This is a genomic window from Aliterella sp. E5.1, from assembly GCF_057473825.1.
Map to the genome: position 1 here is coordinate 41,286 of NZ_JBYCCV010000004.1, position 13,973 is coordinate 55,258.

Below are 13,973 nucleotides of genomic sequence, written 5' to 3' on the forward strand. Positions count from 1 at the left end.
AATACTTACAGGAGATGCGATCATGGCTAAACAGAGTTTTTTGCGTAAGTGCTTGCCGTTGACCGTATTACTACTAACAACAGTATCTACAATAGGAATAAGTGCAGACATTGCCCAGCCAGAAACCATAAGCGTTGAAAAGGCACAAACCAATTCCCCACCTGTTCAGCAGTTAGAGGTGCAACTGGAGCGATCGCAGATTTTTAATATCCCTTTTTGGCTGCCTCTAATCGGAGTAACAATATTTGTTTTATTGCTTGTGCCACACATGGGCTGGATGGGGGGACTAATTGCAATCGGGGAACGAGAAGTTGGCATTGTTACTAAGAAATTCTCATCCAAGAGTCTCCCGGCGGGAAGACTAATTGCGCTGAATGGGGAAGCTGGGTTGCAAGCTGATACTTTACCTCCTGGTTGGCATTTTGGTTACTTTCCCTGGCAGTACAGCGTACAGAAAGCCCCAGTTGTAGTAATTCCCCAAGATGAAATTGGCTTAATTGTCGCTAATGATGGCGCGGCGATTCCTCCTCAACGGATTTTAGGCAAGGTTGTGGAAAGTGAGAATTTTCAGAATGCGCGCGAGTTTTTTGCCAATGGCGGCGAAAAAGGGCGACAGCTAACGATGTTAACTACTGGAACCTATCGCATCAATACTGCATTGTTTGAAGTAATTACCTCCAACAATGCGTCGGTACATGGTATGACACCAGACCATCTTAAGGTTTGTACGGTGCAGCGCGATCGCGTAGGGATTGTGACAACGTTAGACGGCGTTCCGATTGAAGAAGGTGAAATTGCCGGAGCAGTAATTTCGGGACATGACAATTTTCAGAATGCTCAAACCTTTATGGATCGGGGTGGACGCAGAGGCTTGCAGGAGCAGGTAATTCTGTCTGGTTCGTGGAACCTCAACCCCTGGTTTATCAAACTAGAACCCGTACCAATGACTGAGATTCCGATTGGATACGTGGGGGTTGTAATTTCCTATGTCGGCAAATCTCACGAAGATGTAAGTGGCGAATCTTTTACCCACGGCAATTTGGTTAGTCGAGGCGATAAGGGCGTGTGGATTGAGCCGCTTCATACAGGCAAGCATCCCCTCAATACTAAAATTATGAAAGTGGAGCTAGTACCGACTACAAACATCGTGCTAAATTTCACCTCCCGATTTAATGGAGAACATGGCTACGATACCTCTTTGAATGCCTTGAAATTGCTGGCGGTGGATGGTTTCACCTTCGATCTTGAAGTGTTTCAAATCATTCATGTGGGGGCAATCGATGCACCTAAAGTAATTTCGCGCCTAGGTTCAATGCAAAATCTAGTCGATCAGGTGTTGCGTCCGATTGTGGCTAATTATTTCCGTAATTCGGCTCAGGAATATACTATTCTTGACTTTCTCATTGCCCGCAGCGAACGGCAGGCAGAAGCTGCCGACTACGTTTTGCAAGCGTTACGCACCTATGACGTGCAAGCGGTGGATACGCTAATTGGTTTGATTTCACCACCACCGGAATTGATGCAAACTTTGACCGATCGCAAAATTGCCGAAGAACAAGAAAAAACCTATGTAACTCAGCGAGTTGCTCAAACTCAACGTCAAGAACTCGTGCGCGAGACAGCATTAGCAGATATTCAAAAAGAGGTAGTAACGGCAGAAGAAGGCGTAAAAATTGCCAACCTCCACGCGGCAGCAACGGTAGGACAGGCAAATGGAGAAGCGGAATCAATTCGCGTGACGGGAGAAGCAAAAGCCGATGCCTATCAAGCGGGGGTGAATGCTTTAGGATCGCAAGCATACACCGCCTTACAATTGATGCAGGTAATTGGCGATCGCCAAGTGCGGGTTGTGCCTGATGTAGCTGTTAGTGGTAGCAATGGTGGTGGCTTACTAGATGCCATGATGGGAATGCTGGTGTGGAATCAAACTCCAGGGGTTCCGGGAAATGGCAAAAGTCACCTGCCGAAAGTCGCCCTTGGAGAATCGGTTGATGACTCCCAAACCCCTTAAGTTCCATAGATTCTGCTTCAACCCTGACTGCGAGCAGCCGCAAAACCCTGATGGAACCCTGTTTTGTCGTCATTGTGGTTCGTGCTTGCAGTTAGCTAATAGATATAAAGCCATCCAAGTTTTAGGACAGAGAGAAAGAATACGCACTTTACTTGCCGTCGAGCGAAAGCAAACATTGCTAACACTGTGTGTTATCAAGCAATTTTGGAGCGATGAAACTTGCCATTATCCGCAGCGTTCAATTTACGAACTTGCACAGCAAGCTGTGCAAAAATTAGGGTCGTCGTGCGCCCAAATTCCCCAGTGTTTAGCGCAATTTGAGCAAGACAGTATTCTATATCTCGTTCAGGAGTATATTCCTGGAGAGAATTTAGCGATCGTTCTGGCTCAAAAGGGGACATTTACTACTCAAGAAGTCTGGCAAATTCTAGAAAGTTTGTTGCAAGTTATTAGTCAGATTCATGCTTGTGGAGTCATTCACGGCGATATTAAGCCAGAAAATATTATCTGCCTTCAGCGAACTTCTGGTACTAACGCAGCTTTAGATAATTTGGTATTGGTGGATGTGGGAATTGCCAAACTCCAAACGGATATAGAGACAATTCAACCTATTCTAGGTAGTCCAGTTTATGCCGCACCAGAGCAACTACTAGGCAAACCCGTATTTGCCAGCGATCTTTATAGTTTAGGGGTAACTTGCATTCATTTACTAACGGGTATTCATCCCTTTAGCTTGTGCGATGCGGCTAGTGGGCGTTGGGTTTGGCGAGATTATTGGTTAACAGAGACAGAAAGCTGTTGCGAAACCTTGGCGCAATTTCTTGATTACTTAATTGCACCTGTTTTAGCGCAAAGACTTTCCTCTGCACAGAAAGCCCTGGCAGAAATCCAGAAACTTCGCGGTAAGAAAATAACTGTAAACTATTCGGCGAACAAGAAACTGCTTACTGGGAGATGCGATGGTGCACTCCCCAGTCATCGCGGATTATATGCCAATATTAATGCGATCGCACTCAATAATAGTCAAATCCTTGCCAGCGCCAGCGATGACAAAACAATTTCCTTGTAGAATCTGCAAGCCTTGACCGAACAAGGTGTTTTGCTTGGTCATACTCAACAGGTCAAAACCGTAGCTTTTCATCCCCAGCTTGAAAATATATTAGCTAGTGGCAGCCGCGATCGCACAATTAAACTTTGGGATCTTCAAACCCGCGAAGCTATCGAAACTTTAACGGGTCACGAGCAAGGTGTAAATGCTGTTGTTTTTAGCTTTGGCGGGCAATTGCTGATTAGCGGTAGCGCAGATAAACAAATCAAATTATGGGATTTTTCCACCAAAGAAGTAATCACAACCCTGAAAGGACATACCTTAGCTGTAACTGCTCTTACTTATTATCAACCTTTTTTAGCTAGTGCTGGTGCTGATTCAACAGTAAAACTATGGAATTTGGAAACCAATGAATTGATTTACACGCTGACCAAACATACTGCCACCGTTAGAGCAGTAGCGTATAGTCCCAATGGTAAGTGGTTGGCAACGGCAGGAGACGATCGCACTATTCATTTATGGGAGACTACATCTTGGCAGCATCAAAGCACGTTCTCAGGACATCCCTGGGCGATTTCTGGTTTAGCTTTTTCAAGGGATGGCAAAATCTTAATTAGTGGTAGTTGGGACAAAACTGTAAAACTGTGGGATGTAAGTACAGGGGAGGAAATTGGCTCCTTGACTGGACATACCGACTCGATTAATTGTATTGCATTAAATCAAAACACAAAGGCGATATTTAGTGGTAGTCGCGATCGCACAATTAAGTTATGGAGTTACCTTTAGTTTGCGGATAGCATAATTCATCATGTTTATTTGCGAACTATGAAACGAAGGCGGTAGCAAACTATGAATAGTATGGTCGAGTCCATCGTGCATAACATCGGTAGGTAAAGCCGAGTGGTCAAGCCCTAAAGTATGCCCAATTTCGTGAGCAATAGTATTAGCAATTAAGTTAGATAATTGATTATGACTTAAGCTTGCGTATTGAGAAGCATAAAATACCTGGTCAATGCGGACAATCGCCTGGTTTGTAACTTTTCCTAGCTGAAAGGTTGCCACACCCAAATAATCAACGGGTTGGTCATCAGCAAATATCCAAACTTGGGTAAAGTTTTCACCCCACTCGCCAGCATCTGGCGCTTCAGAAGTTAAAAATACTTTAACGCTTCTAAATGCCCCGTAGAGCTTAGAAAAAGCGTCTAAAAGTAACACAGTCATTGCTTCCTTATTTTCTGGCGTAATTACCATCCCCGACACATCAACCCAAATACAACGGCGAATATCGCTATTATCTTGAAGATTTTGTCCGCAGCTTGGGCAAAATTCCCACGAAGACTGTATGCGGATTCGACAGCTACAACAACGAAGTTTCGGGGGTCGGGTTAAATCTATACGTTCCCAAATTGGGACATTTTTAAGAGGCTTACGTGTCGGTCTAGTAAAATCTAGGCGATCGTATAGAGACATCTATATTTTCTTGGATAACTTAGATGAAAGTACACAGCTTAATGTATTTAAAAACTCTTTTACTTTGTTTATATTTCAAGCTTTAAACTAATATCTAAAAAGGACTACTAGAAGTTTATAAAGTAAAGCTATATATAGGCAAGAAAGGGATAACAACTAGAGTTATCCCTTTAACAATTTCTTAGTTCATCAACCAGTGTATTTATCTACAAAGCTTTGTAAGCCTGCTTTATAGCCCGCACCAACAGCTTGAAATCTCCATTCGCCGTCTTTCTTATACAACTTGCCAAATTCAATTGCTGTTTCTGCGGACGCATCCTCGTCTAATTCATACTTGGTGATTTCCTTTTCTGTAGTGTTGTCATAAATTCTGATGTACGAGTTTCTAACTTGCCCAAAGTTTTGTTTTCTTTGTTCTCCTTCATGAATAGTTACGACAAAAACTATTTCTTGAATTGAAGGATCAACCTTACTCAAATCAATTTGGACAGTTTCATCATCACCAGCACCTTCCCCAGTTAGGCTATCTCCTTCATGTTTTACAGAGCTATCGGGGGAAACTTTGTTATTGTAAAATACAAAGTATTTATCATTAGGAATTTTACCGCTACTTCCCAACATAAATACAGAAGCATCTAAGTCAAAAGCTGCACCTGTATCGGTAGCGTTGATGTCCCATCCTAAGCCAATTCCGGCATTCTTTAAATTGGGTGCTTCTTTGGATAAGTTGATTCTTTCGCCTTTGCTGAGATTAATTGACATGATTGTTACCTAGTTATTTACAACGATTCGTAGCTTCTTAGAGGAGGGAATTAGCCATTAGCTGTCAAATTTGCAGATAAAAGATAAATAGAAGTTTTACCTTCTACCTAACATTTAAGCGTAGGTTTGTACAAGTTCCTCTAACCCATTAGCTTTGACTCCGTTACCAATAGCTGCCATTTTCCACTCATTATTATGATTATAAATCTCCGCCATAATCATTCCCGTCATACCTTTGTATTCTGCACCAGACAAATTATATCTAGCCAATTCTTGATTATTGGCGGCATTGACCAAACGGACAAAAGCATTTTTAATCAAGGAAAAGTCTTGATTGCGAGTCTTGCACTGATAGATGTTGACGGTGAAAACCAGTTTCTGAATGTCTTGGGGTATCCGCGCCAAATCTACAATAATCTGCTCGTCATCGCCATCGCCTGCGCCCGTGAGATTGTCGCCTAAGTGGGTAATTGCTGCCGATTTGTGGGACAAGTTGCCAAAGTAAACTACATTAGCTTTATCTCTAATTTTGCCCGCCGCGTCCAAACAAATAACCGAAGCATCCAAGTCACAATCTTGAGTATTATTAAAAGCGCCAAATAAGCCGCCGCCCGAACGCGTGGCGACATCCCAGCCCAATCCGCACATTAGCCTTGTTAGCCCTGGTGCTTCTTTAGATAGGGAAATGCGTTGACCTTTTTCGAGGTTGATTGCCATGTAAATTATCCTAATTATTGGTTGACAGAGTGACTACCCAGTGTAAATAGCTTAGTTTTAGCTATAGCGATTTAGAATGGCTTGCAAACCGCCTTGATAGCCTGCACCTACCGCATTCAGCCGCCATTCGCCATCTTTACGATAAAGTTCTGCCATGATTAGGGCGGTTTCAATAGAATAGTCTTCAACTAAGTCATAACGGATTGCTTCTTGTTTTGTCTGGGCGTTGACAACCCGCACAAAGGCATTTCTGATTTGACCAAAATTTTGACTGCGTTGTTGGGCTTCGTGGATAGTTACAGCTACAACAATTTTATGAACATCGTTAGGGACTTTTTTCAGGTTTACTTTGATAACTTCATCATCCCCTTCACCTACTCCGGTGAGGTTGTCGCCCATGTGTTGAACTGATTTGTCAGCATCAGGGCTTGTTAGGTTGTTGTAAAAAACAAAGTGATTGTCAGAAATTAACTTTTCGTTACTACCTAGCAAAAACACCGAGGAATCTAAATCAAAGTCGTACCCTGTATCGGTGGCTTTGATGTCCCATCCTAGTCCAATAAAGATTTCTGTTAAACCTGGAGCAACTTTTTCTAAGGATACTCGTTGTCCTTTAGTTAGGGAAACTGCCATGATTTTTTCTTCCTATGGATAACAACTAAAAACTTCATAAGTTGGTTGACGATGTGAAAAATCTTTGCAAATATCTACAGTTATTGAATGAGTGTTTTTGGAAAACAACTCACCTAATTGTCTATCTTATTGATTTGTTTTGCTTTTGGCATAAATAGAAATTCAATAGAATTTTGTATAGGTTAGGCTGACGGTGAGTTATACATAAAACTTCTACAGCTATTTAACTTTATACTTCAATACTTTTGTCCTGCGCTCTATCTTATTTTTTTGCTCGTAGTGCTGCCATCAGTAACAATACTTAAGTAAAGTCTAAATTTATTATCAAATATATTTCCCAATCTTATTTTTGCTTTTATGTCAATAGATTAGTTTATATAAATGTTACGCAAGTAATTTTTCTAGATTTTTGTTTGCCAAGTTCTGACATTTTTCTCTAATTCTTGGGTATCCAAATAATCTAAGGCAAAAGCTTTTTGCAACAAAGGATTAGGAATAAATCGGTCGTATTTTTGCAGCTTTAATACTTCTTTACTACTAACTAGCTGCTGGGGTGGTATCTGCTGAGTGCATAACGAATAAATTTGGTTAAAAGTATCATCTAGTTTATTTTTACTTACCTTAAGTAGCATAAAATACGGGCTTACACCAGTAATACTTTTAATTTCTAAAGTGTCTCGACAATATAAATTAAGCAATCTTTCTAATGTGCGATAAGCGACAGTTCCCATCCAAGGGAAAATACAACAAATGTTGCTTTTTATTGGTAAGATGTTGAACTTATCTAACTCCGTAGCTGTCGCTAACTGACGCGCAGTTTTCAATCTTTGCTTAGCGCCAGATTGCAAGTAACTATATTCTGTATTTTCTGCTAAAACTTGCTGCATTTTTTGCAAAACTTTAGTGTGAATATTGCTGCTACCACCGCGCCAAGCAATATTCGCTATTCCTTCAACAGGTTTTACCCAAATAGTGTTTGCTTTTGGTTCAATATCGAATATTTCCCAAGTTCTACCTGCTAGAGTAAATCTATTTCCTGGAGGTGGCATAATGATACTACCAATTTCCATCGATTCATCTCTAACTTTGTACTCTTTGTTGTCAGCAAACACTGCGTAGAATTGGAAGGAGTTAACAATTTTTTCTCCTTTTATGCCAATAATTAAATTACCTTTTTCTGTCTTTTGAAGATGGTCTATTTCTAGTAAATGATTCAGTAATTGGCGAAAATCATCCGTAGAAATAGCTTGAAAAGTTGGTAATTTCAAAACTTGTCCAGCTAACGCCGCCGGGGAAAGCTCCCCCATTGCCGCTAAAATACTCATAGTTTGGTGGTACAGCAAACTCATCGGATACTGTAACGGACGGATGGGTTCAATCCACCGTTCTTCGAGGTAAAGTTGAATAATTGCGATCGCCTGCAATAATTGCCAAGGAATTTGATAGGGTAGCGCTTCTTCTCCCGAAGGCTCTTTTTCCGTGCAGACAAACCCCATCTCTGATGGTTCTCCCCGCCTTCCCGAACGTCCTAACCTCTGCAAAAAGCTCGATACGGAGATAGGAGATTCTAGTTGCATGACGCGCTCTAATTGACCGATATCTATGCCCAATTCTAGAGTAACAGTTGCCGCCGTAACCGCAGAAGATGTGCGATCGCGCATTGCCGATTCCGCATCCTGGCGCAGTTTCGCCGAAATACTCCCATGATGAACGTGATAAATGTCTGGAAACCCTACGCTTGAGGCTATTTGGCGCAAATTAGAAACAACCGATTCCGTTTGGGCGCGGTTGTTAGCAAATATTAGACAGTTGCGAGACTTCGTACGCTCAAAAATGTATTGATAATAGGGATTTGCAAGAGATTCTTCCTCTTTATCTGGCGTATAAAAATGCTCTATCGCTAAGTGTAGCTTTCGTTGTCCGCCTTGAATATCAGAGGTAATAACTTCTCTACTTGTTCCAGCTTGCAACCACTCGGCGGCAGAAGTATAATCGCCTAAAGTTGCCGATAAGCCAATCCGACGCGGTGGAGTAGAAATAAATTTAGATAGTCGTGCTAGTTGACAAATGATTTGACAGCCACGCTCGGAACCCATAAAAGCATGAACTTCATCAATAATAATAAATTTTAATTCGCCAAACAAACGATTTAGTTGACTGTGTTTATTTATTAACAAGCTTTCTAAAGATTCTGGGGTAATTTGCAATACGCCTCTAGGATCTTTTAATAGCATTTGTTTGTGGCTAAGTGCAACATCGCCGTGCCAATGACAAACCGGAATATCTGCTTCTTTTAGTAAGTCATTTAACCGCGCAAACTGATCGTTAATTAATGCTTTTATTGGACTAATATATAATACCCCAATCGTATTTACTGGGTTTTGCTGCATTAAAGTCAAAACTGGTAAAAAAGCCGCTTCAGTTTTTCCTGAAGCCGTACCCGCCGCCAGTAGTAAATGAGCATCTGTATCAAAAATTGCGCTACAAGCTTCTATTTGGACTGGACGTAATTCTGTCCAATTGTGCGCGTAAATATATTCTTGAATAAACGGCGCAAGTCTAGAAAAAGTGGAATCGCTCATAATGTAAATTCAGCAAATTCGCTATCATCTATACTGGTACTTTTACTATTAGTAGTAAGGGAGAAACCAGAATTATTTAGTAATTTAGTTATAGTCAAATCTTGATTTTGCTGCAAAATATTCAAAACGCTCACAAAATCGCGGACTATTTCGCCGGGAGTTAGTAAAGCATTTGCACCTAAACGATTAATAACTTCTTGCATAAACATTTTCAATTCATCATTTGTTAGCGTCTTTTCTGTGCTGTAATGAACGGCATGAACTTCAGATAACCGCTGAAAAAGCAATAATATTTCTGATTCTGTTAAAGCTTCCAACTGAAAAACTGGACTAGAAGTGTCTTGAAAGCCTTTAGTAAAACGGCTTTTTGTTGTCCGTCTTTTCCAGGCTAAATCGTTAAAAAGTCCTCGCTTTGAATCTTCCAAAAAGTTAGGAGTTCCGCCGATATAAATACCTAAATGTTCGGCTTTACCTTGCATTGTGTCATTAAATATTGCCAGCAACTTATCATAATTATTTTGCCGCGATATGCTGTGGCTTATTTTGTACAAATGTACGGCTTCATCTAATAAAATTATTAAGCCTCTGTAACCAATATCCGCAACAAACTTAGCTAATATTTTGATGTAATCATACCAGCTATCATCTTCAATAATATCTCTGACTCCTAATGCTGATTTTGCTTCAATTTTGTTGGCAAAATCTGCTTTTAGCCAGCGCAAAGCCGCAGTTTTTTTAGCATTGTCATCCAAACGATAGCCGCGCCAATAAGTAGTAATTACTGTAGCAAAGGCAAAACCATGTACCAAACCTTCTGTTTCTTTGATTGCTTCTAGTATCTTTGCCTCTACTTTATCGTCAAAACCTTCATCATTTGGACGCATTCCTGTTGCTTGAGCAACTTGATTTTGAATGCCATTAATCCAGCCTTCTAGTATTGGTGTTAAAGCACTACCATCAGGACGAATTTTAGTTGAAAGATTTTGCATCAATTCTCGATAAGTTGCAACTCCATGACCGCTTGATCCCACCAAACGGCGCTCTGGCGATAAGTCTGCATCCGCCACTACAAATCCGCGTTCCATTGCATGGTTACGAATTAGTTGCAAAATAAAACTTTTACCTGCGCCGTAGCGTCCGACAATAAATCGAAATGCACCGCCGCCTTCACCAATATTATCTAAATCTTGTAATAGTGCTGTAACCTCTTTTTCTCTACCTACTGCAATATGCTCTAAGCCAACTCTTGGTACTACTCCCGCACCTAAAGAATTGATTAAAGCTGTAGTAACTCTTTTGGGTATTTTAATCCTAGACATTTATATAGTTTTATTTAAGCTAAGTATTTTGTTTAACTGAATTGAATATTCTTCCATAATTCCTAAAGGGATAGAATCGCTCCCCGGTTCAATTAACAAATCTCCTATAGTATCTAAAGCACATTCATTTATAGAATCAATTAACAGTTCTGGCATAGTAATATTATCCTCGGCAATTTTTTTGATTGTTGTGCTAGGATCGTTTTGCTGCATAATTGCTTCAATTACTTGCAATTCTGATTGACTAATATGAGAAATAAAGTTTTGCCATTCTTCCGGAACTTTGTCTATAGGTTTTTCGGATGCTAAATGCTGTTTTTGCTCGATAAGTTGAGTTAGTTCTTGCTTTATTTTATCATTTTTAGCTCGGTATTCTAATAATTCTTGATGGAGTAAACTAAGATGAATTTGGTTAGTATTTTTCTGCTCGAATATTGCACTTAAAGATTCACTCAATTCTGCTTGTTGTTTTTCCAACTGCTGAATCTCTGTTTGTAACTGGTGAGATTTTTCCTCTAGCTGTGGTTTGAGGCGATTGAGCAGAGTTACACCATCTTCTAGATCTTGTTTTTGGATATGTAAGGAAGTAACTTGATTACGCAAGTCCTGTAACTGCGTTTCAAACAAGTAAAATTCTGCTTCTGCTTCGTGCTTTAATTTTTTTAGCGATCGCACTGACTGATCTAATTCACCCTTACGTTGTTCTTTGCTTTGAACTTGTGCCTGTAATTCTTGGAAGGTAGTTTCTAGATTGCTTTTTTGTTGGACTAATAAATCCACCTCTTGAGTAATTTGTTGCTGGTAGTTGCGTTGCTCAGTAGTACGTTCCGATAGTTGACGCAGTTGTACTTGCAGAAAATTAACGTTGGTTTCGGTTTGTTGCTTTTGCTCGGAAGCCGCCAGCAAAGATTGATTTAACTGTAACTGCCACTTTTCTAACTGGTAAATCTCTGCTTGTAAATCGTTCAAAATTAGCTTTTGCCGATCGCGCTGTTTGAGATTTACAGTACGTATACCAAAAAATGTAGCAGGTATAGTAATTAAACCTGTTTTTAAAGCCGTTCCTATATCTCTACTGACAATTAAGCTTAGAACTAAGCTGACACTAAAGACAACCGAACCCAGAAGCAACCGATTTTTTACCATGACTGATAATAGTAAAGAAAATACAGGCGAGGCGCGGGATAAAGTATTTTACTACTAGGTGCGTGTGCCAAAACAATAGTTGCCGCAATTATAAGCATTATCGAGTTGTTTTTAGGCGAATTGTTCTACCTAGTTGCCAAATCTGCTTGCACAAAGTCAATAAACTGCCTTGCAGTTCTTCCCGAACGCCCATTATGACGAGTTGCCCACTGCAAAGCCTGATATTCCAAGTCTTCAAAACTTAGAGTAATGTTAGCTTGGGCGGCTAAATGATGAACAATTTTTAAGTAGGTTTTTTGATCGGCGCTTTCAAAAGTTAGAGTTAAACCAAAGCGATCGCTAAAAGATAGTTTTTCCTGCACTGTATCCCAAGCATGGACTTCATCGCTATTACTGGGAGTTGGGCGATCGTCAAAAAACTCTCTAATTAAGTGTCGCCGATTAGAGGTAGCATAGACAACTACATTTTGGGGACGGGCAGTTAAATTGCCCTCCAGCACCACTTTTAGAGCCTTAAAAGCATCATCATCTTCCTCAAATGATAAATCGTCTACAAAGATAATGAACTTCTGCACTGCGCCGCGCAACTGTTCCAAAATTGTTGGTAATGCTTGCAAGTCAGATTTTGCAACTTCAATTATCCGCAGTTGGCGACTTTGATATTTATGCAGCAATCCTTTGACTAAGGATGATTTGCCTGTACCGCGACTACCGTAGAGTAATACGTGCAAAGCTGGATAACCTGCAAGTAAAAACTCTGTATTTTTAAACAAAGCGTCGCGCTGGTACTCGTAACCCGCAAGTTGCTCTACTTGCACGGGATCGGGTGTATTTATACCCACAAGTTGCTCCGATTGCCAGCGTAAAGCTTGGAATTGAGCAAATAAACCCGTACCATATTGCTGATAGTAGGCGGCTAAATCTTCCAAACCATCAGCCCAATTATCTAACTGTTGTAACTTGGTTTGCATCGGCGTTGTTTCTGCTGTTTCATAGTACCAAGCAACCGGAGCAACATTAGTAGCCGATCGCACCCACTCGCAGAGCAAGTCTCCACTACACTGATAGAGTATCTGCATTGATTGCAAATCATGCCTAGTAGCGGCGATTAAGGCTGGTGATAAATTAGCTAAATCGGTTTGTTGTACTTGTTTAGAGAAAGGATTATTATCCAGTAGAATTTGAGTAATTAAAAAATCTTGCCAACTTTGGTTAGTTTGAGCAGTCGCCTTAAACCATGTAGCATAAGCTTCAATGCAAGCAATTTCATCGATTTCGCCGTGACGCATAGCTTGCATTAGTTCGATTTGCTGCAATGCTTGCAACAAATCGATAAACGACTTACCGACAGGATTATTTAAAACAGATTGATATAGCAGTAAAGACGCGCAGCAACGGCGCAGTAATTGAATTGATAAATCCATAGGTAGGTTGATTTTAGGCTATCGTAACAGCGATGTCCTTAGAAGTTAACTACTCAATAGCGTATAAATAGTTTTATTAACTAGAAAGCGATCGCAACTATGTAAACAAGTATTTGTAGTTAGATAAAAGAGATAGTTAAACAGCAAAATAATGATAGGTATTATTACTGCGATCGCCTACGGTATCCTAGCACTTGTCGGGGGCATCATTGGTTACGTGCAAGCGCAAAGCAAAGCCTCTCTCATTTCCGGCATTGTAAGCGGCTTATTGCTAATAATAGCCGGAGTTATGCAGTTACAAGGACAAGAGGCGGGGCTAATTTTGGCAACGGTAATAACGTCAGTGCTAGTAATTGTGTTTGCAATCCGACTTGTTAAAACTCGTAAATTTATGCCTGCGGGGTTGATGAGCCTATTAGGTGTAGTATCCCTGGGACTAATGGTATCCCAACTAATATAAAATCTTCTAATCAGTTAGTATTACGCCTCTTGCTTGTAGCGAATCTTTAAAACTAAAATTATCGAGGCAAGTACAAAAGTTACAATATTTGCCGCCACAATGGGGATATCGCGGACAGAGAAGCCGTACACCAGCCACAAAATAATCCCAGCACACAGAATAATTAACATACTCCAAGACAAGTCATCGGCGGATTTTGACTGCCAGGTTTTGATTAGTTGGGGTAAATAAGCGATTGTAGTCAGTACGCCAGCAACTAGACCTAAAGTAGTTGTAAGATTGCTGTCCATTGTGTTTTACTTGGTAGTTTTATTTATACTGCCCAAGTGTGGCACAAAAATTTCAACAATGGTTTTTGTGTGGAGTAAAGAGCGCTCGCACTTTGACTCAGTTAGGTATGC

General features: G+C 40.5%; 13 protein-coding genes. 4 read left to right on the forward strand and 9 right to left on the reverse strand.

What is annotated here, in order from left to right:
* The first annotated feature begins 22 nt into the window (after positions 1–22).
* From AC2VE5_RS02695 to AC2VE5_RS02705, 3 genes are read left to right on the forward strand one after another with little or no spacing between them, the layout of a single operon-like run.
* Positions 23–2,011: an SPFH domain-containing protein gene (locus tag AC2VE5_RS02695; protein WP_486886243.1), complete on the forward strand. Its 1,989-nt coding sequence runs from the start codon at positions 23–25 to the stop codon at positions 2,009–2,011.
* Positions 1,992–3,080: a protein kinase domain-containing protein gene (locus AC2VE5_RS02700; protein WP_486886244.1), complete on the forward strand. Its 1,089-nt coding sequence runs from the start codon at positions 1,992–1,994 to the stop codon at positions 3,078–3,080. The genes AC2VE5_RS02695 and AC2VE5_RS02700 overlap by 20 nt, the downstream gene beginning before the upstream one ends.
* Before the next feature lie 12 nt (positions 3,081–3,092).
* A complete protein-coding gene (locus tag AC2VE5_RS02705) occupies positions 3,093–3,845 on the forward strand; it encodes a WD40 repeat domain-containing protein (protein ID WP_486886245.1) in 753 nt (250 codons plus the stop codon).
* On the opposite strand, the gene AC2VE5_RS02710 is transcribed toward AC2VE5_RS02705, so the two are convergent.
* From AC2VE5_RS02710 to AC2VE5_RS02745, 8 genes are all read right to left on the reverse strand, one after another.
* A complete protein-coding gene (locus AC2VE5_RS02710; protein ID WP_486886246.1) occupies positions 3,828–4,529 on the reverse strand; it encodes a matrixin family metalloprotease in 702 nt (233 codons plus the stop codon). The two genes, AC2VE5_RS02705 and AC2VE5_RS02710, sit on opposite strands and share 18 nt — an antisense overlap.
* A gap of 189 nt (positions 4,530–4,718) precedes the next feature.
* On the reverse strand, positions 4,719–5,291 hold the full coding sequence (locus AC2VE5_RS02715; protein WP_486886247.1) for a TerD family protein: 573 nt from the start codon (positions 5,289–5,291) through the stop codon (positions 4,719–4,721).
* A 114-nt stretch (positions 5,292–5,405) separates the two neighbouring features.
* Positions 5,406–6,008, reverse strand: a complete 603-nt coding sequence (locus AC2VE5_RS02720; RefSeq protein WP_486886248.1) for a TerD family protein — start codon at positions 6,006–6,008, stop codon at positions 5,406–5,408.
* Between the two features lie 57 nt (positions 6,009–6,065).
* On the reverse strand, positions 6,066–6,641 hold the full coding sequence (locus tag AC2VE5_RS02725; protein ID WP_486886249.1) for a TerD family protein: 576 nt from the start codon (positions 6,639–6,641) through the stop codon (positions 6,066–6,068).
* Positions 6,642–7,042: 401 nt separating this feature from the next.
* Positions 7,043–9,223, reverse strand: coding sequence for a DEAD/DEAH box helicase (locus AC2VE5_RS02730; RefSeq protein ID WP_486886250.1), 2,181 nt, complete (start codon positions 9,221–9,223; stop codon positions 7,043–7,045).
* Positions 9,220–10,542, reverse strand: coding sequence for an ATP-binding protein (locus tag AC2VE5_RS02735; protein WP_486886251.1), 1,323 nt, complete (start codon positions 10,540–10,542; stop codon positions 9,220–9,222). Before AC2VE5_RS02735 ends, AC2VE5_RS02730 begins: the two co-directional genes overlap by 4 nt.
* Positions 10,543–11,688, reverse strand: a complete 1,146-nt coding sequence (locus AC2VE5_RS02740) for a tellurite resistance TerB C-terminal domain-containing protein (RefSeq protein WP_486886252.1) — start codon at positions 11,686–11,688, stop codon at positions 10,543–10,545.
* 125 nt (positions 11,689–11,813) lie between these two features.
* Positions 11,814–13,112, reverse strand: coding sequence for an ATP-binding protein (locus AC2VE5_RS02745; protein WP_486886253.1), 1,299 nt, complete (start codon positions 13,110–13,112; stop codon positions 11,814–11,816).
* Between the two features lie 148 nt (positions 13,113–13,260).
* Here AC2VE5_RS02745 and AC2VE5_RS02750 point away from each other — a divergent pair, with 148 nt between their 5' ends.
* On the forward strand, positions 13,261–13,572 hold the full coding sequence (locus AC2VE5_RS02750; protein ID WP_486886315.1) for a TMEM14 family protein: 312 nt from the start codon (positions 13,261–13,263) through the stop codon (positions 13,570–13,572).
* A gap of 20 nt (positions 13,573–13,592) precedes the next feature.
* On the opposite strand, the gene AC2VE5_RS02755 is transcribed toward AC2VE5_RS02750, so the two are convergent.
* Entirely contained in the window at positions 13,593–13,862 is a 270-nt protein-coding gene (locus tag AC2VE5_RS02755; RefSeq protein WP_486886254.1) for a SemiSWEET family sugar transporter, read from the reverse strand.
* Between the last annotated feature and the right edge of the window lie 111 nt (positions 13,863–13,973).

Excerpts from the sequence above, each read along its gene's own strand:
- AC2VE5_RS02715 (WP_486886247.1), bottom strand. The coding sequence starts at position 5,291 with ATGTCAATTAATCTCAGCAAAGGCGAAAGAATCAACTTATCCAAAGAA.
- AC2VE5_RS02725 (WP_486886249.1), bottom strand. The coding sequence starts at position 6,641 with ATGGCAGTTTCCCTAACTAAAGGACAACGAGTATCCTTAGAAAAAGTT.
- AC2VE5_RS02710 (WP_486886246.1), bottom strand. The coding sequence starts at position 4,529 with ATGTCTCTATACGATCGCCTAGATTTTACTAGACCGACACGTAAGCCT.
- AC2VE5_RS02695 (WP_486886243.1), top strand. The coding sequence starts at position 23 with ATGGCTAAACAGAGTTTTTTGCGTAAGTGCTTGCCGTTGACCGTATTA.
- AC2VE5_RS02735 (WP_486886251.1), bottom strand. The coding sequence starts at position 10,542 with ATGTCTAGGATTAAAATACCCAAAAGAGTTACTACAGCTTTAATCAAT.
- AC2VE5_RS02740 (WP_486886252.1), bottom strand. The coding sequence starts at position 11,688 with ATGGTAAAAAATCGGTTGCTTCTGGGTTCGGTTGTCTTTAGTGTCAGC.
- AC2VE5_RS02700 (WP_486886244.1), top strand. The coding sequence starts at position 1,992 with ATGACTCCCAAACCCCTTAAGTTCCATAGATTCTGCTTCAACCCTGAC.
- AC2VE5_RS02745 (WP_486886253.1), bottom strand. The coding sequence starts at position 13,112 with ATGGATTTATCAATTCAATTACTGCGCCGTTGCTGCGCGTCTTTACTG.
- AC2VE5_RS02720 (WP_486886248.1), bottom strand. The coding sequence starts at position 6,008 with ATGGCAATCAACCTCGAAAAAGGTCAACGCATTTCCCTATCTAAAGAA.
- AC2VE5_RS02730 (WP_486886250.1), bottom strand. The coding sequence starts at position 9,223 with ATGAGCGATTCCACTTTTTCTAGACTTGCGCCGTTTATTCAAGAATAT.
- AC2VE5_RS02755 (WP_486886254.1), bottom strand. The coding sequence starts at position 13,862 with ATGGACAGCAATCTTACAACTACTTTAGGTCTAGTTGCTGGCGTACTG.